This window comes from Pseudobutyrivibrio sp. ACV-2 (assembly GCF_900107545.1).
GTDB lineage: Bacteria > Bacillota > Clostridia > Lachnospirales > Lachnospiraceae > Pseudobutyrivibrio.
Genome location: NZ_FNQZ01000003.1, coordinates 214,133 through 235,177 on the forward strand (window position 1 = coordinate 214,133; position 21,045 = coordinate 235,177).

Annotated in this window: 11 protein-coding genes; 10 read left to right on the forward strand and 1 reads right to left on the reverse strand. The window is 40.4% G+C overall.

All coding sequences use genetic code 11. The features are described 5' to 3' along the window. Position 1: 1 nt before the first annotated feature. The 8 genes from BLV53_RS05655 (at position 2) to BLV53_RS05690 (ending at position 10,131) form a co-directional block, all read left to right on the forward strand. Positions 2-988, forward strand: coding sequence for a peptidylprolyl isomerase (locus BLV53_RS05655; protein ID WP_090298328.1), 987 nt, complete (start codon positions 2-4; stop codon positions 986-988). 228 nt (positions 989-1,216) lie between these two features. Then, positions 1,217-1,675: a DUF6465 family protein gene (locus BLV53_RS05660; RefSeq protein WP_090298329.1), complete on the forward strand. Its 459-nt coding sequence runs from the start codon at positions 1,217-1,219 to the stop codon at positions 1,673-1,675. A 350-nt stretch (positions 1,676-2,025) separates the two neighbouring features. After that, the gene (locus tag BLV53_RS05665) at positions 2,026-3,321 is read left to right on the forward strand and encodes an ABC transporter substrate-binding protein (RefSeq protein ID WP_090298332.1); all 1,296 of its coding nucleotides are present in this window, start codon (positions 2,026-2,028) and stop codon (positions 3,319-3,321) included. A 105-nt stretch (positions 3,322-3,426) separates the two neighbouring features. Continuing rightward, the gene (locus BLV53_RS05670) at positions 3,427-4,305 is read left to right on the forward strand and encodes a carbohydrate ABC transporter permease (RefSeq protein WP_090298335.1); all 879 of its coding nucleotides are present in this window, start codon (positions 3,427-3,429) and stop codon (positions 4,303-4,305) included. Further along, the gene (locus BLV53_RS05675; RefSeq protein WP_090298338.1) at positions 4,305-5,159 is read left to right on the forward strand and encodes a carbohydrate ABC transporter permease; all 855 of its coding nucleotides are present in this window, start codon (positions 4,305-4,307) and stop codon (positions 5,157-5,159) included. The genes BLV53_RS05670 and BLV53_RS05675 overlap by 1 nt, the downstream gene beginning before the upstream one ends. Before the next feature lie 189 nt (positions 5,160-5,348). Continuing rightward, entirely contained in the window at positions 5,349-6,326 is a 978-nt protein-coding gene (locus BLV53_RS05680) for a LacI family DNA-binding transcriptional regulator (RefSeq protein WP_090298341.1), read from the forward strand. A gap of 108 nt (positions 6,327-6,434) precedes the next feature. Next, positions 6,435-8,513 carry a molecular chaperone HtpG gene (htpG, locus tag BLV53_RS05685; RefSeq protein ID WP_090298343.1) on the forward strand — a complete coding sequence of 693 codons (2,079 nt, stop codon included), beginning with the start codon at positions 6,435-6,437 and terminating at the stop codon, positions 8,511-8,513. Positions 8,514-8,727: 214 nt separating this feature from the next. After that, positions 8,728-10,131, forward strand: coding sequence for an alpha-amylase family glycosyl hydrolase (locus BLV53_RS05690; protein WP_090298346.1), 1,404 nt, complete (start codon positions 8,728-8,730; stop codon positions 10,129-10,131). 58 nt (positions 10,132-10,189) lie between these two features. Here BLV53_RS05690 and BLV53_RS05695 read toward each other — a convergent pair whose 3' ends face one another. Beyond that, positions 10,190-14,440: a 2-hydroxyacyl-CoA dehydratase gene (locus BLV53_RS05695; protein WP_090298349.1), complete on the reverse strand. Its 4,251-nt coding sequence runs from the start codon at positions 14,438-14,440 to the stop codon at positions 10,190-10,192. Positions 14,441-14,806: 366 nt separating this feature from the next. Between BLV53_RS05695 and gltB the strand changes: the two genes are divergently transcribed. Together gltB and BLV53_RS05705 are read left to right on the forward strand one after the other, a co-directional pair. After that, a complete protein-coding gene (gene gltB / locus BLV53_RS05700; protein ID WP_090298352.1) occupies positions 14,807-19,339 on the forward strand; it encodes a glutamate synthase large subunit in 4,533 nt (1,510 codons plus the stop codon). Between the two features lie 9 nt (positions 19,340-19,348). After that, positions 19,349-20,845 carry a glutamate synthase subunit beta gene (locus BLV53_RS05705; protein WP_090298355.1) on the forward strand — a complete coding sequence of 499 codons (1,497 nt, stop codon included), beginning with the start codon at positions 19,349-19,351 and terminating at the stop codon, positions 20,843-20,845. Positions 20,846-21,045 lie beyond the last annotated feature (200 nt).

Here is a 21,045-nt window from a genome sequence, read left to right on the forward strand (position 1 = left end):
TATGAAGTTTTATAAAAAACTCTGTGCCTTTGCGCTTGTCTCAGCTATGGCTTTATCGGTAACTGGATGCGCAGTTGGAGATAAAACAGTTTATTTTGATGCTTCCAGCGGTCGCAATACTTTGTTCAAAATCGGAGATTTAAAGTGCTCAAAGAAAGAGGCTTTGGTTTACCTGTTGAACGAAAAAAACATCTACGGAAGTGTAGATGGAGTAAGTCTTTGGAATGAAGATTTTGATACTGATACCATGACAGGCTCTATCAAAGATTTATCGATGGAGCACCTGACCAGGGTGTATGTTTTGAATCTATACGCTCAGGAAAATAATATCGTAATTACGGATTCAGAAAAAGCAGCCTGTGAAAAAGCTGCCAAAGAATATTACAAATCACTGAATTCCACGGAGAAAAATTTCACTGGTGCAAACAAAAAAAGTATAGAGGAAATGTATGAAAGATACACCATTGCAACTAAGGCGTACAAGGCTGTTATGGACTCCGTGGATGAAGAGGTATCAGAGGATGAAGCCAGGGTAATGGAAGCTTTTGTGCTATATGTTTCTGATGAAAAAATGGCAGAGGAAATACAGGGGATGATTGACTATGGATATACCTTTGAGCGCCTTGCATCTACTTACACAGAGCTTGATTCATATCAGGTTACATTTGCCAGAAATGAATATCCAAAAGAAGTAGATGAAGTTGTATTTAATCTGGATACAGATGAAGTTTCACATGCTGTTGCAGCAGATGGGGGCTACTACTTCTTCCAGTGTCTAGACAAGTATAACGAAGAGCTTTCTGAAGAGAATAAAGAGGTCATAATTGAGAACCGCCGTAAGCAGGTACTAGAGGATATAGTCACCGATTTACAGGATAAATATTTCTCAGATATGAATCAAAAATTATGGTCTCAAATCGTATTTCCGGATGATGTATCAGACCTTAATTCTGGAACATTTTTTAAGACTCTAAATGATAATTTATAAAGTGAGAAAAAGCTGTCTTTATAGGCAGCTTTTTCTCACTTTTATTCTTATTGTAAATAGAGTGTTTTTTTATGTCATTATGATACAAAATAACTTTACAATGCCGTATTTATTATATATTTGGTAGAAAATTACAACAATAGACTAGCAATTAAAACAAAGAATGACTATAATACTGTTTAAATGAAAAAACAAATAATTTTATTGCTCAAATAGGAGGGTGAAAAAATGGTTACTAACGCTAAGGGCGCAAAGGTTACAGTTGATGACGTAAAGAAGTCAGCTGCAACTGCAGCATCAACAGTTAAGGCGGCAGCCGCTAGTGCAACAGTTGCTACAAAGAAAGCAGTAGATGAAGTAAAGAAGGAAGCTGAGGTTGCATCTAAGAAGGCAACAGCTGCAAAAGAGACAGCAGCAAAGAAGGCTACTACAGCTAAGAAGGCTGCTACAACAACAGCAAAGAAGGCTGTAGCAAAGGCTAAGAAAGAAGTTGCTACATCAGCAGTTGTTCAGTATCAGGATCAGGAGTTTTCTGAGGCTGAATGTTTAAAGAAGGCAGAGGCTCAGTTCAAGAAGGATTACAAGGGTAAGACACTTGAGGAGCTTAACATCTACATCAAGCCAGAGGAGCGCAAGATTTATTACGTAGCTAATAAGGACTGCGTAGGTTCAGTAGATCTTTTTTAAGATTTGGATTTAATAAAGTATTTGTTTTTGAGATTTAATATTATAATGTTGTAGCGTTGGGCTATATCGTATATACGGTATAGCTCTTTTTTTGTGGCATATGTCATGCGTATGACATATGCCTATTTTACAAAAGCACAATAACCGCACAAATTGAATCATACACAATCAATTACATGCAATTATTAGCATAAATGTGCACAAAAACAGACTATATTTTTTGCATCCAATTCACAAATCGTGCATTTTGACCCTAAAATCATATGTCAACCGATTGACATAAACATATACCGATGCTAATATCTTCACATAAACAACACACAACCTAATTTGAAGGAGGGTTAATAGTAATGAAGAAGAAGTTATTGTCGCTATTAATGGTGGCTGCTATGTCAGCTTCAATGGTAGCATGTGGTTCAGGTGATGCGGGAAGTTCATCTGACTCAGCAGCAAGCACAGGGGTTTCAATCACAATCCTTAACTCTAAGACAGAAATCCAGACACAGTTCGAGGAGATGGCTGAAGAGTATGAGGAATCTACAGGTGTTCACGTTGAGGTTTACAACGCTGACACAGATACAACTGTAGCATCACAGGTTGCTACAAAGTATGCATCAAATGACCCATACACAATCACAATGGTAGATGCAAAAGATATTTACTCACTTGCTGATGATTATGCTTATGATCTTTCAAATGAAGACTGGGCTAGCCACACAACACTTGGTATCACTGTAGGCGACAAGCTCGCAGGATTCCCATTCTGTGTAGAGGCTAGAGGTATTCTTTACAACGCTGACGCTATCAAGAACATCACAGGTAAGGATTTCGATCCTGCATCAGTTAAGACACTTGATGATTTCACAAAGCTTCTTGATGAGCTTGTAGCAGGTGGTATGGAAGCTCCAGTTGGTATCCTTTCAGAGTACTGGTCACTTGGTGCTCACTGGTTCCCAATGGTATACGAAGAGCAGGCTGATCCAGATGCATTCGTAAACGGACTTCTTGCTGGTACAGAAGATCTTGCAGGAAATGAAAAGTACAACGAGTTAATGGATACATTCGAAACACTTGTTAAGTACAACTACGCTAAGGGCTCTGCTTCAAATGCAGATCGTGAAGAGACATCAATGATGCTCGCTGAAGGCCAGATTGCTTTCATGTTTGGTGGTAACTGGGATTGGTCAGTAATCAACCAGTATGACTACACAGAGAACCTTGGTATGATGCCAGTTCCACAGAACACAACAGATGGTACAAATGAGAAGCTCGTAGGTGGCGGTTCTAAGTACATCTTCGTTGATAGCTCAGAAGCTACATCAGATGACCAGAGACAGGCTGCACTTGATTTCCTTAACTGGCTCGTAAGCGACGCTGAAGGAAATGCATTCCTTACAGAGAAGTGTGCACTTGTTCCAGCATTCGACAACATTGATGCTTCAGCACTTGATCCACTTTCACTTTCAGTTAAGTCATACGCTGACAACGACAAGCTTGTTCCTAACTACAACTATCTTCCAGATGATCACATGACAGTTGTTGGTCAGGAAATCATGCAGAAGTACCTTGACGAGGCTATTGATAGAGCAGAAGTAGCAAAGGAAGTTACAGATTACTTCAAGACAGCTACACCAATCGCTCACTAATCATTAGTTTTGGTTAGATACTAGCACCGGTTTAAAGGTGTAACAACCTTGTTAATTAGGGCTCTAGGTAAGCCTAGAGCCCTTAAAATTTGAAAGGGAAAGATTATGAAAACAAATACATTTAGCTACAAATTTAAGCAGTATTTGCTTTTTGCAGGTATTTCCACTGTGATATTTGCGTGTGTGGTTATCATACCTTTTATCTATGGTTTATACCTTACATTTACAAGCTGGGATGGAGTATCACGTAGTAAGCCATTCGTTGGAATTGACAATTACGTAAATGCATTTGCGGATGCAGGATACTGGACATCACTTGGACGTACATTTATTTACTCAGCAATTGCTGTAGTACTTGTTAATGCAGTGGCCTTTATTATTGCTTACATGGTTACAAGCGGAATCAAGGGTCAGAATTTCTTTAGAGCAGGTTTCTTTGTTCCAAACCTTATCGGTGGTATCGTACTCGGTTACGTTTGGAAGTTTGTATTTAATAAAGCCTTAGTTGAACTTGCAAGCAATCTTTCAACAGGCCATGCTAAATCACTCCTTGCAACAGAAAATGGGGCGATAGCAGCACTTATCATCGTATCTGTATGGCAGTATGCTGGTTATATGATGCTTATCTATGTTGCAGGATTCATGAGTGTTTCAGAAGATGTTATTGAGGCGGCTAAAATTGATGGCTGTACTGGAACACAGTCTATCATTCACATATCAATTCCACTTATGACAGCGTCATTTGTACAGTGTTTATTCCTTACAATCACAAGATGTTTCATGGTATACGATGTTAACCTTTCACTGACAAATGGTGACCCATACGGTAGCTCAGCTCTTGCAGCTATGCACGTATACAACCAGGCATTCATCAACAAAAATTATGGTATCGGTCAGGCTGAGGCCCTTATCTTATTTGTTATCTGTGCAGTAATCGGTGGACTTCAGGTTTACGTTGGAAAGAAAGGGGAGGTGCAGGCATAATGGAAAACGAAAAGGCAGCACGCAACAAAAAAATCAAACATGCCGTTATGATTATTTTCCTGGCATTATTATTTGTAGCATTTATATTCCCTTTCATTATGGTAATAATAAATGTATTTAAGGTTAAAGCTGATATCACAGCTAACCCACTTGCACTTATTGGTAAGCACGGTTTCACATTGGAAAACTTCCCAAATGCGGTAAACAAAATGAAGTTCTTCCATTCATTTGGAAACTCACTTATCATCACAATTTGCGCTACAATCGGAACTATCTTTTTATCTGCTATGACAGCATATCTTATTGTTAGAAACGATTGGAAAGCAAACAAGATTTTATTCGTACTTATGATTGCATCAATGGTTATTCCATTCCAGGTATTGATGGTACCTCTTGTATCACTTTATGGTGGTATCTTTGGTGTTCTTAATTCAAGAATTACACTTATCCTGATGCATATCGGATTTTCACTTTCTATGGCAACATTCATGTTCCATGGAAGTATCCACACTAACGTGCCTATCTCACTTGAGGAGGCAGCTACAATTGATGGATGTAACAAATGGCAGATTTTCTGTCAGATTGTGTTCCCAATCTTAAAGCCAACAATCGCAACAGTAGCTATTATTGATGCAATGGCATTTTGGAACGATTACCTTCTTCCATCACTTGTACTTGGACGTAAGGAATTATATACTATTCCTATTGCAACAAAGGTATTCTACGGCACTTACTCAACTGATACAGGATTGATTATGGCTGCGCTTCTTTTAGCAATGCTTCCTATCCTTCTTCTCTATCTCTTCTTACAGAGATACATCGTTGAGGGAATCACTGCTGGGGCAGTTAAATAAGCAGGCAGGAGGGCCCCACTTGTGGGAGTTGCCTGTCTGCCACGGCGCAGCCCCTTTGCTTAGCACAAGCAGAGCTTGTGTACATCCTAAAACATGTTTTAGGATGAGTTTGCCGAAGGCAATCATAATGCTGCGCCTTCCCGTGGGCCAGAGAAAAAGTGCATTACATACACTAACTAGGAGGGACCGATGGCGACACTTAAAGATGTAGCAGCAGAATGCGGACTGACTGTTACAACCGTTTCGAGGGTTTTAAATAATAGGGGCTACATAAGTGATGAGACTCGTAAAAAGGTTTTTGCTGCTATGGAGAAACTCAATTACAAGCCAAATGAAGTCGCTAGATCACTTTCTAAAAAAACAACAAATACAATCGGTGTAATTGTACCCCACATTAGGCATCCTTACTTTGCAGACATGATTAGCAACATCGAAAATGCCGCAAGTAAGGAAGGGTACAAGATTATACTGTGTAACACTAAGGGGAGAAATAATAAAGAAAAAGAGTATCTTGACATGTGTACCAGCAATAGAGTTGCAGGGATTATTCTTTTCTCGGCGTCTGTTGCAGTGCAGGAGTTTACAGACAGTAAGATTCCACTTGTCACTGTTGAACGATTCGTTGAAAACGGAACTGCGGCCGTTGAATGCGATAACCGTGAGGGTGGTGAGCTAGCTGCCAAGCACCTTATTGATAGAGGATGTAAGCATCTATTGATGATTAGTGGTGTTACTGAAAGCTCCATGCCGGCCGATGACCGAGCAATCGGTTTTGAGGATGTATGTAAGAAAAATGATGTTACTTATAGAATCGTATCCACAAGCATTGGTCAGTACAACAGTCTGGATTATCATGAGTTATTACAGGATGCTCTTCAGATGGACGAAAGAATAGATGGTATTTTTACCAGCTCGGACCTTATAGCATCTCAGGTGCTTCAGGTTTGTACTAAAATCGGCAGAAGAGTTCCTGAGGATTTGAAACTGATAGGATTTGATGATGTTATGATTTCACAAATCACCAATCCACCAATTTCCACAATCCACCAACCAATAAAGGAAATGGCTGAGGCCGCTGTTGATATGGTAATAGCCGCATCAAAAGGCAAAACCGTGCCAAAGCGAACCTTACTGCCAGTATCTTTGGTAATTAGAGAAAGTACATGAAAATTATTAGCACTCAGATTGTCTGAGTGCTAATTTTTTATTGACTTATAATTTTTCCAGTATTATCATATATTTCAGTGAGATTAATTACAAAGGAGTGACGTGATTATGAGCAATAAAAAAGGTAGTTTATCAATTACTAGTGAAAACATTTTTCCAGTTATCAAAAAGTGGTTATATTCTGACCATGACATTTTCTATAGAGAGCTTATTTCAAATGGCTGTGATGCCATCACCAAGCTTAAAAAGCTTGATATGATGGGAGAATATTCACTTCCACTTGACTACAAGGCAAAGATTCAGGTTATCGTTAGCCCAGAGGACAAGACTCTTACATTCATTGATAATGGTCTTGGTATGACATCTGATGAGGTGGATGAATACATCAATCAGATTGCATTTTCAGGTGCAACAGATTTCCTTGAAAAATACAAGGACAAGGCTGATTCAGACCAGATTATTGGTCACTTTGGTCTTGGCTTCTATTCAGCATTTATGGTAGCTGATGAGGTGCATATCGACACACTTTCATACAAGGATGGCGCTACAGCAGTTCATTGGGAATGCGATGGCGGTACAGAGTTTGAGATGGGGGATGGCGATTGGGACCAGGTAGGTACCAAAATTACATTATTCTTAAACGAGGATTGCCTTGAGTTTGCAAATGAGTATCGTGCTCGTGAAGTTATCACAAAGTACTGCTCATTCATGCCTACAGAAATCTATCTTTCAAAGAAGGATGCACCAGAGGAATATGAGACTATCGATGCAGCTGACAAGAGAGATACAGATAAAGTAATCGAAGAAATCCACGAGGAAGCAAAGTTCGAAGAAAAGGAAAATGAAAACGGAGAGAAGGAGCAGGTAGAGGTTTCTCCTGCAAAGGATAAACTTAAGATTGTTAAGCGTCCAGTACCTCTCAATGAGACACATCCACTTTGGACAAAGAGCCCTTCAGAGTGCACAGACGAGGAGTACAAGGCATTTTATCGTGATGTATTCCATGACTACAAGGAGCCACTTTTCTGGATTCACCTTAACATGGATTACCCATTCAATCTCAAGGGTATTTTATACTTCCCTAAGATTAATACAGAGTACGATTCAATCGAAGGCACAATCAAGCTTTACAACAACCAGGTATTCATTGCTGACAACATCAAAGAAGTTATTCCAGAATTCTTAATGCTTCTTAAAGGTGTTATCGATTGTCCAGATCTTCCACTTAATGTTTCTCGTTCAGCACTTCAGAATGATGGTTTTGTTACAAAGATTTCTGAATACATTACCAAAAAGGTGGCAGACAAGCTCACTGGTATGTGCAAGACTGACAAAGAGTCTTATGAGAAATACTGGGACGACATTGCACCATTCATCAAGTTTGGTTGCCTCAAGGACAACAAGTTCTGCGATAAGATGAACGACTACATCCTTTTCAAGGATATTAATGATGCATACATCACCCTTCCAGAGCTCCTTGTTAAGGAAGAGGAAAAGGCTACTGATGAAAATGGTGAGACAGTTGAGGCTGAGGTTGTAGATGATACTAAAGAAGCTGAGGCTACAACTGAGCCAGAGGATAAGAGAAAGACAGTCTACTACGTAACAGACCTTCAGCAGCAGTCACAATATGTAAACATGTTCAAGGAACAGGGACAAAATGCAGTAATTCTTGATCATGCTATCGATACATCATTCATCACTCAGCTTGAGCAGCGTAATGAGAACTACAAGTTCTGCCGCATTGATGCAGATGTTACAGAAAACATGGTAGAGCAGACTTCTGAGGATGAGCTTAAGACAGAGACAGAGACACTTACAGAAGTGTTCCGAAAGGCTCTTAATAACGAAGGTCTTACAGTAAAAGTTGAAAAGTTCAAGAATAAGGACGTTTCTTCTATGCTTACTGTATCAGAAGAGAGCCGCCGTATGCAGGACATGATGAAGATGTATGCTATGGGTGGAATGGACATGGGAATGTTTGGCTCAGCATCTGAGACTTTAGTTCTTAATGCTAACAACGATTTAGTTCAGTACATCCTTAACAATAAGGATTCTGAAAACGTGCCAACTTTTGCAGCTCAGCTTTATGACCTTGCAAAGATTTCAAATGCACCACTTTCACCAGAAGCAATGACTGAATTTGTTTCTCGTTCTAACAAAATTATGATGTTACTTGCAAAATAATAAAAACAATATATTAGTTCTTTAGTTGAATGGCAGGCATTATTGTCTGCCATTTTCTAATTATTGCTTTTATTTAGAGCAAGAATTCATAATCTACATACCGTAATGTGATAGAAATGTGAATATTTTATTGAAAAAGTATGTTTATTCAATTATTATAGATGTATGGGGAGGATACGCAAACAGAAAGCGTATTTTTTTATTTGGGGGGAGCATGGCTGTAGCTGGTAACAAGAAATGGTGGAAAAACTCTATCGTATATCAAGTATACACCGATTCTTTTTGTGATAGTAATGATGACGGTATAGGAGATATTCAAGGAATCATATCAAAACTTAATTATCTTAAGGAATTAGGGGTAGATATTATTTGTCTTAGCCCTGTATTTCCGAGCCCTCGTAACGACAAAGGTTATGACATTTCTGATTTTAAGGGCATCAATCCCGACTATGGAACTATGGAGGATATGGATCGGCTTATTAGTCGAGCCAAAAGACTCAGAATAAAGATAATAATGGATATTGCCATTAATTGCACGTCTGATGAGCATGAGTGGTTCAAAAAAGCATTAGATGGAGATGAAAAATATAAGGACTACTATTACTTCAGAAAAGGAAGTAGACTTTTTAAACCGAATAATTGGCATTCATTTTATGGCGGTAGTGCCTGGACCAAAGTAGAAAATGGTGAATCCTATTTACATTTGCTTGGAGATAGCCAGCCGGATTTAAATTGGGATAACCCGGATGTCTATAATGAATTTGTCGATATCATGCGTTTCTGGCTTGATAAAGGCGTGTCTGGATTTAGAATTGATAATGTAAACATTATATATAAAAACACCCTGGAAAACGGCAAATTTAGCCCGGTTTTAGCAGGTAAAGAGCACTATCTACATACTCATGGTTGTGATGAAATATTAAAAAAGTTTCGTTCTGAAGTATGGTCCAATTATAAAAGCTTCATTGTTGGTGAAACGGTTTTGACATCAGTGGATGATATAAGACTGTTTTGCGGTGACAATAATGGAGAGTTGGATACAGCTTTTTTCTTTGGAAGAATGGAAGCTGATAGTAAAAAAGTCAGACGTTTACGTAAATACCGCAATGTAGGAAGCCTTTTAAGATATGTGGATAAGGGGCAGAACAGCCTTGAATTCCCTGTTAATTATCTTGAAACCGGCGATGATGCAGACTACGTTAGGTACTTTGGTTCAGATCAAAGAAGTCGTTTATATTTCGAGAAAATGCTAACAGGATTAAATCTTTCATTGAAGGGGATACCTTTCATAAGTGCTGGAAAATCCTGTAGCAATCCAGATGATTTGAAGGAACCTGACAGTCTTTCTAAATTCTATGCAAACATGATTGAATTTAGGAAAAAATCAAAGGCATTGTCTGAGGGAAGATATAGACGAATAGCATCTAGAAATGATGTTTTCATATTCACACGAGAGGCACCTGAGGAGAGACTATACGTTTATTGTAATTTTTCAATCTTTAACAAAGACGCAGAATTCTATGGTGACAGAATAATTTTTAGCAACTACGATACTTCGGAAATCAAGGAATTCACTTTGAGGCCATTTGAATTTCGTATTGTAGTTTCAAACATTTAGCAGAAAAATAAAAGAGCTAGTTAAACTATTAATAGCTAAACTAGCTCTTATTTTATATTTATGCTTCTTTTAGGTTTTTATTTGCTGTCGAAAGCATAAGCTTAATTCTGTTAAGCTGATTTACTTCAGAAGCACCAGGATCGTAATCGATGGCTACGATATTTGCTGATGGATGCTCATGGCGGATACGTTTGATAACGCCCTTACCCACAACATGGTTTGGTAAACAACCAAATGGCTGAATACATACGATGTTGCTTGCACCTGTTTCAATAAGCTCAAGCATTTCACCTGTAAGGAACCAGCCTTCACCAGTCTGATTTCCGATTGAAACAATTTCCTTAGCCTGCGCAGCGGTGTTTGTAATATAAGCAGGAGCTGTAAATCTCTTTGACTTATTGAACTCATCTCTGGCAGCACTTCTAAGCCATTCAAAGAACTTGATTCCCATGTCACAGTAGAATTTTGTTTTGCGGCTTGTACCAAGGTTTTCTTCTTTGAAGTTTGCATTGTAGAAGCTGTAGAGTAGGAAGTCTGTTAAATCAGGAATAACAGCCTCAGCACCTTCCTGCTCAAGAAGGTCAGCTAAATGGTTGTTGGCTGCAGGAAGGAACTTAACTAAAATCTCACCTACAATACCAACTCTAGGCTTTGATAAACCTTCAATGATAGGAAGATTGTCAAAGTCTCTGATGATTTCTCTACACATCTTTTTAAACTTTCTGTGAGAGAGAATCTTTTTATTTGAAATAAAGTCTATAATTTCTTTCTTCCATTTTTCGTGAAGCTCATTTGTAGAGCCAGGCACAGCTTCGTATGGACGAACTCTGTATACGCAACGTAAAAGAATATCGCCAAATGTAAGAGCGTATAAACCGTGCTGAAGTAAGCTAGGTGAAAGCTTAAATCCAGGGTTTTTCTCTAGGCCGCTAAGGTTTAATGAGATAACCGGAACATCTGGATAACCAGCCTTTGCAAGTGCTCTACGGATAAATCCGATGTAGTTGGAAGCACGGCAACCACCACCTGTCTGAGAGATTAAAAGAGCAGTGCGGCTCATATCAAAATCTCCGGAATCGATAGCAGCCATAAGCTGTCCAATTACCATAAGTGATGGATAGCAGGCATCGTTGTTTACGTATTTAAGACCTACATCTACACATGTACGAGTTGGGATATCAGGTACCACCAGATTGTATCCTGCCGCATTAAATGCAGGTTCAATTAAATCAAAGTGGATAGGTGACATCTGTGGACAAAGAATTGTGTAATTCTTCTTCATTTCCTCCGTAAATACGATACGGTTGTAGCTTGCTGGAACGATAGTACGCTCTTGTTTTTTCTTTTTCTTTACACGGAGGGCTGCAAGTAAAGAACGGATACGAATACGTGCTGCACCAAGGTTGTTAACCTCATCAATCTTAAGGCAGGTGTAAATCTTGCCTGAGTGTGTAAGGATATCTGCAACCTGGTCTGTTGTAACAGCATCAAGACCACATCCAAAGGAATTGAGCTGAATCAAATCTAAGTTATCATGCTTTTTAACATAGTTGGCAGCTGAGTACATACGTGAGTGGAACATCCACTGGTCCATAACGATGAGAGGGCGTTCAACCTCTCCAAGGTTTGAAATGGAATCCTCTGTAAGGACTGCAATGCCGTAGCTGTTAATGAGCTCTGGAATACCATGGTTAATCTCAGGGTCTACGTGATATGGACGACCTGCAAGAACGATACCATGTTTTCCTGTCTCCTCAAGATACTTAAGTACCTCGGCACCCTTAGCATACATATCATTTCTGAAATGCTCCTGCTCAGCCCATGCAGCATGTGCAGCTGCTCTGACTTCACCTTCTGAGATATCAAATTCTTCTTTAAATACCTTTACAAGTTGGGTAGCTAGAATATCCTCGCTGGTAAATGCCATAAATGGATTTAAGAAGCGAACCTTGCCTGTGGTGATTTCATCCACGTTATTCTTGATGTTTTCTGCATAAGAAGTAACGATAGGGCAGTTGTAGTGGTTGTTTGAATCAGGAAATTCATTTCTCTCATAAGGGATACATGGATAGTAAATGAAATCCACATTTCCCTCATTGATAAGCCACTGTACATGTCCATGAGCAAGCTTTGCAGGGTAGCACTCTGACTCTGAAGGAATAGATTCGATACCCATCTCATAAACCTTGCGGTTTGAACGAGGTGAAAGTACTACTCTAAATTTAAGCGCCTTAAAGAATGTAGCCCAGAAAGGATAATTCTCGTAAAGGTTGAGCACTCGTGGAATACCAACGGAGCCACGAACAGCTTCCTCTTCAGAAAGAGGTTCATAATCAAATAATCTGTTGAATTTATATTCGTAAAGGTTAGGGATGTTTTCTTTATTTTTAACACCGCCTGCACCCTTTTCACATCTGTTACCAGTGATGAATGAACGGCCGCCTGAGAATCTGTTGATTGTAAGGAGGCAGTGGTTCACACAACCCTGACAACGTGTAAGCTTTGTATCGAAAGTAAGGTTGTTGATTTCATCGATGCCAAGAGTAGTGGTAGTAGGATTTTCCTCATAGCGCTCCTTGGCAATAAGAGCACAACCGAAGGCACCCATGATACCTGCAATGTCAGGTCTGACTACATCTACACCTGCTGTTTTCTCAAGTGAACGAAGAACAGCGTCATTGTAGAAGGTACCACCCTGAACTACGATATTCTTTCCGAGCTCTGAAGCATCAGAAAGCTTAATAACCTTAAATAATGCGTTTTTGATTACAGAGTAAGCAAGACCAGAAGAAATGTCTGCAACGGAAGCACCTTCCTTTTGTGCCTGCTTAACCTTTGAATTCATAAATACAGTACAACGTGTTCCAAGGTCGATTGGGTTAAGGGCAAAAAGAGCTTCCTCAGCGAAATCCTGTACAGTAAAATCAAGTGATTTTGCAAATGTCTCGATGAAAGAACCGCAGCCTGAAGAGCAAGCTTCATTAAGCTGAACACTGTCTACGACGCCATTTTTGATGCGGATACATTTCATATCCTGACCACCGATATCAAGTATGCAGTCAACATCTGGATTGAAGAAAGCAGCGGCATAGTAATGAGCGATTGTTTCTACTTCCCCATCATCAAGCTGTAATGCAGCCTTTAAAAGCGCCTCACCATAACCTGTAGAGCAAGAATGTACGATATGTGTATCCTCAGGCATAATAGAGTAGATTTCCTTTAATGCCTTTAGAGAAGTAGCAAGTGGGCTACCATTGTTGCTAGAGTAGAATGAATAAAGAAGTGTTCCGTCATCACCAACAACAGCAAGCTTTGTAGTGGTAGAGCCTGCATCAATACCAAGGTAAACATTTCCGTGGTAGTTGGCTAAATCCCCCTTTTTAACTTCAGCCTTTGCATGTCTGTCTTTAAAGGCTCTGAAGTCTTCCTCTGATTCGAATAGAGGATCAAGTCGGGCAACCTCGAAATCCATTTTGATTCCTTCAGAAAGCTTGTCGATAAGGTCGTCCATTGGAACATGGTTCTCTTCCTTTGAATTAAGGGCAGAACCTATAGCTGCAAAAAGATGTGAGTTATCAAGTGTGATAGCGTGCTCATCATCAAGCTTTAATGTGCGGATGAAGGTCTCTTTAAGCTGGTCCAAAAAGTGAAGTGGACCACCGAGGAAAGCAACGTGTCCGCGGATAGGCTTACCGCAGGCAAGACCTGAAATAGTCTGATTAACTACAGCCTGGAAAATAGAAGCTGAAAGGTCTTCCTTTGATGCGCCTTCATTGATAAGAGGCTGAATATCTGTCTTTGCGAATACACCGCAACGAGCAGCGATTGGATAGATAGCCTTGTAGTCCTTTGCATATTGGTTAAGTCCAGTGGCGTCAGTCCGCAAAAGAGAAGCCATCTGGTCGATGAAGGAACCAGTACCACCGGCACAGATACCATTCATTCGCTGCTCAACATTGCCATTCTCAAAATAAATGATTTTGGCATCCTCACCACCAAGCTCGATAGCAACATCTGTCTGTGGAGCGTAGTGAGTAAGTGAAGTGGAAACAGCGATAACCTCTTGTACAAATTCAACACCAAGATGCTTAGCGAGAGTAAGTCCACCGGACCCTGTAATCATAGGACGTACTTCGATTTTTCCAAGCAATGACTTGGCCTGTGTAAGTAAATCAGTGAGAGTCTGCTGAATATTAGCAAAGTGTCTCTGATAATCTGAAAATAGTAAATTGTTCTCGTTATCTAAAACGGCTATTTTGACAGTAGTAGAGCCGATGTCGATACCGAGCTTGAACTGTTTGTTTTCCATAAATCTCCTAACTAACCCTTTAAAATTAAAGAGTATCCCGAAAGGGATGAAGTGTTTAACTTCTTATTATAATAAAACTCAACTTTACGTATTATAAATGTAATAATTCTAATATACAATAAACAAATTATTAAATTTGTTGAAACACCTCTTGCATAATTATTAAAATAGTTGTATAGTTTTGCACAAGACAAAGGCGTCTAAAGAAGTACCCAGATTGGGTGTTTCTTTAGGCGCCTTTTTTAATGCAAATAGGAGGGGTCCACGAAGTTGGAGAGCCTGTTTGTCACGGCACACCATCGCAAAGCGATTTTTAAATGAGTGCCATCCGGTTATGTTAAGGACAAGTGGAAGGAGTAGCAATCAATGGAAAATCATCAGATGGGATTATATAGTCCCCAGTTTGAGCATGACAATTGTGGAATAGGTGCTGTGGTTTCCATAAAGGGAATCAAAACACACCAGATTGTTTCAGATGCTCTAAAAATAGTTGAAAACCTAGAGCACAGAGCAGGAAAGGATGCCCTTGGAGAGACAGGAGATGGTGTAGGTATTTTACTTCAAATATCTCACAAATTCTTTTCAAAGGTAGCAAAGGAGTTAGGGATTTCCATTGGTGATGAAAGAGACTATGGTGTGGGAATGTTTTTCTTTCCAGCAGAAGAGCTGAAGAGAAAGCAGGCCATGAAGATGTTTGAAATCATCGTTGAAAAGGAAAATCTTAAGTTCTTAGGCTGGAGAGAGGTTCCAACAAAGCCTGAAATATTAGGAAAAGCTGCAGTTGACTGTATGCCAACTATCTACCAGGCTTTCATTAAACGACCAAAGGATTGTCCTAAGGGATTGGATTTTGACAGAAAACTATACGTGGCAAGACGTGTGTTTGAGCAGACAGCAGAGGATACTTATGTAGCTTCTCTATCAAGCAGAACAATCGTATATAAGGGAATGTTCCTTGTAAATCAGCTCAGACTTTTCTTTGGGGATCTTTTGGATGAGGATTATGAATCAGCCATTGCAACGGTTCACTCACGTTTCTCAACCAACACAAATCCATCCTGGGAGAGAGCACATCCAAACCGCTTTATCGTGCATAATGGTGAGATTAACACAATAAAGGGTAACGCAGATAAAATGCTCTCCCGTGAGGAGACAATGGTTTCACAGGTGCTTGAGCCTCAGATGTCAAAAATTACACCAGTATGCAATCAGGCAGGTTCTGATTCAGCAATGCTTGATAATGCTCTTGAGTTTTTGGTAATGAACGGAATGCCACTTCCACTTGCAGTTATGATTACCATTCCGGAACCATGGGTGAAAAATAAGGCAATGGATTCAGCTCGTCGCGATTTCTACCAGTATTACTCTACAATGATGGAGCCATGGGATGGTCCAGCATCAATCCTGTTTTCAGATGGTGATATCATGGGTGCAGTCCTTGATAGAAACGGTCTTCGCCCATCAAGATACTATATTACAAACGATGACTATTTGATTCTTTCTTCAGAGGTAGGTGTACTTCCAATTGAAGAGAGCAGAATCAAATTAAAGGATAGATTAAAGCCAGGCAAGATGCTTCTCGTTGATACAGTAGAGGGTCGCTTGATTGATGACAATGAGCTTAAGGCAAAGTATGCATCACGTCAGCCTTATGGACAGTGGCTTGATGCTAATCTTACCAATCTTTCAGATATTAAGATCCCAAATGAGCCTGTTCCAAAGCACTCAAATGAAGAGAGAGACAGACTCCAGAAGGCCTTTGGATATTCCTATGAGGAGATAAAGGATTCTATCCTTCCTATGGCTTTAAATGGTGGTGAAAACACAGGTGCAATGGGTATTGATGTGCCACTTGCAGTGCTTTCAGACAATCATCAGCCATTGTTCAATTACTTTAAACAGCTATTTGCTCAGGTAACAAATCCACCTATCGATTCTATTCGTGAGGAGATTGTTACAGCTACAACCATCTATCTTGGAACAGCTGGAAATGTCCTTGAGGAAAAGGAAGAAAACTGCAACATGCTGCAGATAAACAATCCTATCCTTACAGTGACAGATTTGATGAAGATTAAATCTATGAAGGTACTAGGCCTTCATGCTGAAACTGTTCCTATTACATATTATAAAAATACTTCTTTGGAAAAGGCTATCGAGCATCTTTATGTAGAGGTAGACAGAGTAAATAGAGAAGGTGCAAATATCATCATCCTTTCTGATAGAGGTGTGGATGAAAACCATGTTGCCATCCCATCATTGCTTGCAGTTGCAGCAGTGCAGCATCATTTGGTTCAGACTAAAAAACGTACAAGCTTATCTGTCATTTTAGAGTCAGGTGAGCCAAGAGAGGTACACCATTTTGCAACACTTTTAGGTTATGGTGCCTCTGCAATCAACCCTTATCTTGCTCAGGAGACAATAGGTGAGCTTATTGAAAAGGGACAGCTTCAGAAGGATTATCATGCAGCAGTTGATGCTTACAATGAGGCTGTAATTTCTGGAATCATCAAGATTGCATCAAAGATGGGTATTTCTACAGTTCAGTCATATCAGGGCGCAAAGATTTTCGAGGCAATCGGAATCAGCTCTGATGTTATTGATAAATATTTCACTGGCACAATTAGCAGAATAGGTGGAATCACAATAGAGGACATTGAGGCTGATGTTGAAAATCAGCATTCAAAAGCATTTGATCCACTAGGACTTTCTGTAGATGAATCTCTTGATTCGCGTGGCCAGCACAAGATGCGTTCTGGAGCTGAGGAGCATTTATACAACCCTGCAACAATCCATCTCCTTCAGCTTTCTACCAGAACGGGTGATTACAATACCTTCAAGGAGTATACATCACTTGTCAATAAGGAAGATTCAGTGAGAAATCTTCGTGGATTAATAGACTTCAATTATCCAAAGAAGGGTATAAGTATAGATGAGGTTGAGTCCGTAGATTCAATCGTTAAAAGATTTAAGACTGGTGCAATGAGCTACGGTTCTATCTCAAAGGAAGCCCACGAAACAATGGCTATTGCCATGAACATGCTTCATGGTAAATCTAACTCAGGTGAAGGTGGCGAGGAAGAAAGCCGCTACACAGTAGGAGAGGATGGACTGAATCGTTGTTCTGCAATCAAGCAGGTCGCATCAGGCAGATTTGGTGTTACAAGTAAATACCTAGTAAGTGCCAAGGAAATCCAGATTAAAATGGCTCAGGGCGCAAAGCCTGGTGAAGGTGGACATCTTCCTGGTAAAAAGGTTTATCCTTGGATTGCAAAGACCAGACTTTCTACACCTGGTGTTGCACTGATTTCACCACCACCACATCACGATATCTATTCAATCGAGGATTTGGCAGAGCTTATTTATGATTTGAAAAATGCCAATAAGGATGCACGTATTTCTGTAAAGCTTGTATCTGAAGCAGGTGTTGGAACGATTGCATCCGGTGTTGCAAAAGCAGGTGCTCAGGTTATTTTGATTTCAGGCTACGATGGAGGAACTGGTGCAGCTCCAAAGTCATCTATTCACAATGCCGGACTTCCATGGGAACTTGGTCTTGCAGAGGCTCATCAGACTCTTGCTATGAATGGACTTCGTAACAAGGTTGTTATCGAAACAGACGGCAAGCTTATGAGCGGTCGAGATGTGGCTATCGCCTGTGCACTTGGTGCAGAGGAGTTTGGTTTTGCTACAGCACCACTTGTAACTATGGGCTGTGTTATGATGCGTGTATGTAATCTAGATACCTGCCCTGTAGGCGTTGCAACCCAAAATCCAGAGCTTAGAAAACGTTTTACAGGAAAGCCAGAGTACGTGGTAAACTTCATGCGCTTTATCGCAGAAGAGCTTCGTGAATATATGGCTCAGCTTGGCTGCAAAACTGTAGATGAGTTATGTGGAAGATATGATTTGTTAAAGCTTAAGGATGTTGATAATTCAAAGCGTTTATCAAAGGTTGATTTGACAGCTGTAGTTTCAAATCCAAATCCTTACGAGAAGATTGAATATGCAAAGAAGAATGTCTACAACTTTGAGCTTGAAAAAACAGTAGATGAAAAGCAACTGTTAAAGAAGCTTAAGCCTTTAATTGCAGCAGGACAAAAGGGGCAGGTGGATGTAGCTGTTTCAAATGTTAACCGCTCTCTTGGAACACTTCTTGGCGCAGAGCTTACTAGACAGTTTGGAGAAAACCTGGAGGAAGATAGATATACCGTAAACTGCCATGGTGCAGGCGGACAGTCCTTTGGTGCATTTATCCCTAAGGGACTCACTCTAAAGCTTGAGGGCGATTCTAACGATTACTTTGGTAAGGGCTTGTCAGGTGGAAAGCTTGTGGTTTATCCATCAAAGGCTGCAACCTACAAACAGGATGAAAATATCATCATCGGTAACGTTGCTCTTTACGGTGCAACCTCTGGTAAGGCATTTATTAATGGTGTTGCCGGTGAGCGTTTCGCAGTTCGTAATTCCGGAGCAACAGCAGTTGTGGAAGGCTGCGGTGACCACGGCTGCGAGTACATGACAGGTGGTCGTGTAGTAGTGCTTGGTGAGACAGGTAAAAACTTTGCTGCTGGTATGTCAGGTGGTATTGCCTACGTTTTAGACGAGGATGCTACACTTTACAAGCGTCTTAATAAATCTATGGTTAGCCTGGAGACCGTCACAGATAAATATGACGTACTTGAGCTTAAAGAAATAATTGCAGAGCACGTGGCTGCCACTGGCTCTGTTAAGGGTAAAGAAATCTACGATAACTTTAGTGATTATCTGCCTAAATTTAAGAGAATTGTGCCATTTGATTACAAGAAAATGATGCAGACTATCGTCCAGATGGAAGAAAAAGGACTGTCATCAGAACAGGCACAAATCGAAGCATTTAATCTGTTAATGTCAGGTAAGTAGGAGGTAATCATGGGAAAGGCAACAGGATTTTTAGAATATGATCGTGTGGACTCTGAGGCTACTAGTCCACTTGAAAGAATAAAAAATTTCAACGAATTTCATGCACCTCTATCAGAAGAGGAGCAAAGACGACAGGGGGCACGCTGCATGGATTGTGGCGTACCATTCTGCCAGTCGGGAATGACTATAAAGGGGATGACTTCAGGCTGTCCTCTCAACAATCTTATCCCTGAGTGGAATGAGCTTGTTTATCAGGGAAATTATGAGATGGCTTACAAGCGTCTGCATAAGACAAGCAATTTCCCTGAGTTTACCTGCAGGGTTTGCCCGGCACTTTGTGAGAAGGCCTGCACTTGTGGGCTTAATGGTGATGCTGTATCCACAAAGGAAAATGAAAAAGCTATTATTGAATATGCTTATAAAAACGGTCTGGCTGATGCCAAGCCACCAAAGGTGCGTACTGGTAAAACTGTAGCTGTTATAGGCTCTGGCCCTTCAGGTCTTGCAGTGGCAGACCAGTTAAACCACAGAGGTCATCAGGTCACTGTTTACGAGCGTAATGACAAAGTGGGTGGATTGCTTCGTTATGGCATTCCAAACATGAAGCTTGAAAAGCAGATTATTGACCGCAAGGTAAAAATAATGGAAAAAGAGGGAGTCAGCTTTGTGGTTAATGCCAATGTTGGTGACAATGTAAAGGCTGCAGATTTGGTTAAGAAATACGATGCTGTAATTCTTTGCTGTGGCTCCTCTAATCCAAGAGATATTGATGCTATAGGACGAAAGGATGCAAAGGATATTCACTTTGCTGTAGACTTTTTGTCCTCAACTACAAAATGTCTCTGGGCTAATAATATGCGCCTTGTGGATGGTCAGTTCATTTCTGCCAAAGGCAAGGATGTAATTATCATCGGTGGTGGTGATACCGGAAATGATTGTGTGGGCACAGCTATTCGTCATGGCTGTAAGTCTGTGACTCAGCTTGAAATGATGCCAAAGGCTCCTGATGAAAGAGCCGAGACCAACCCATGGCCACAGTGGCCTCTTGTGTGCAAAACTGATTACGGGCAGGAGGAGGCTATTGCAAAATTTGGTCACGATCCACGTATCTATACAACAACAGTTAAGGAATTCAAAACTGACAAAAATGGTAACCTAAAATCAGCAGTCTTAGTTTCTCTTGAGCCAAAGGTGGACAAGAAAACTGGACGTAAGCTTATGGTGCCTGTAGAGGGCACAGAAAAGGAAGTGCCATGCCAGCTTTGCCTTATTGCAGCAGGCTTTTTAGGAGCCCAGGATTACGTTACAAAGGCTTTCAAGGTAGATACAGATGCCCGTACCAACGTAAGCTCCGTAAATGCGAATTCCTTCGCTACAAATGTACCAAAAGTATTCACCGCCGGTGACATGCACACAGGCCAGTCCCTCGTAGTAAAAGCAATCCGCCAAGGCCGCGACTGCGCCCGCGAAGTAGACGAATACCTAATGGGATACACTAACTTATAAAGCCTTCCCCCTCTGGGGGAAGGTGGCCGTAGGCCGGATGAGGGCTCGTGTCTAAAAAATTGAAAAAAAATAAAATTTTATATTGACAACTCCAAATCAAACATTTAATATACAAAACAAATAAAAATTCAATGGAACGACAAAGGCGTCGTAGAAAACGTATATACGTTTTCTGCGGCGCCTTTTTTTGTTCCACAGGG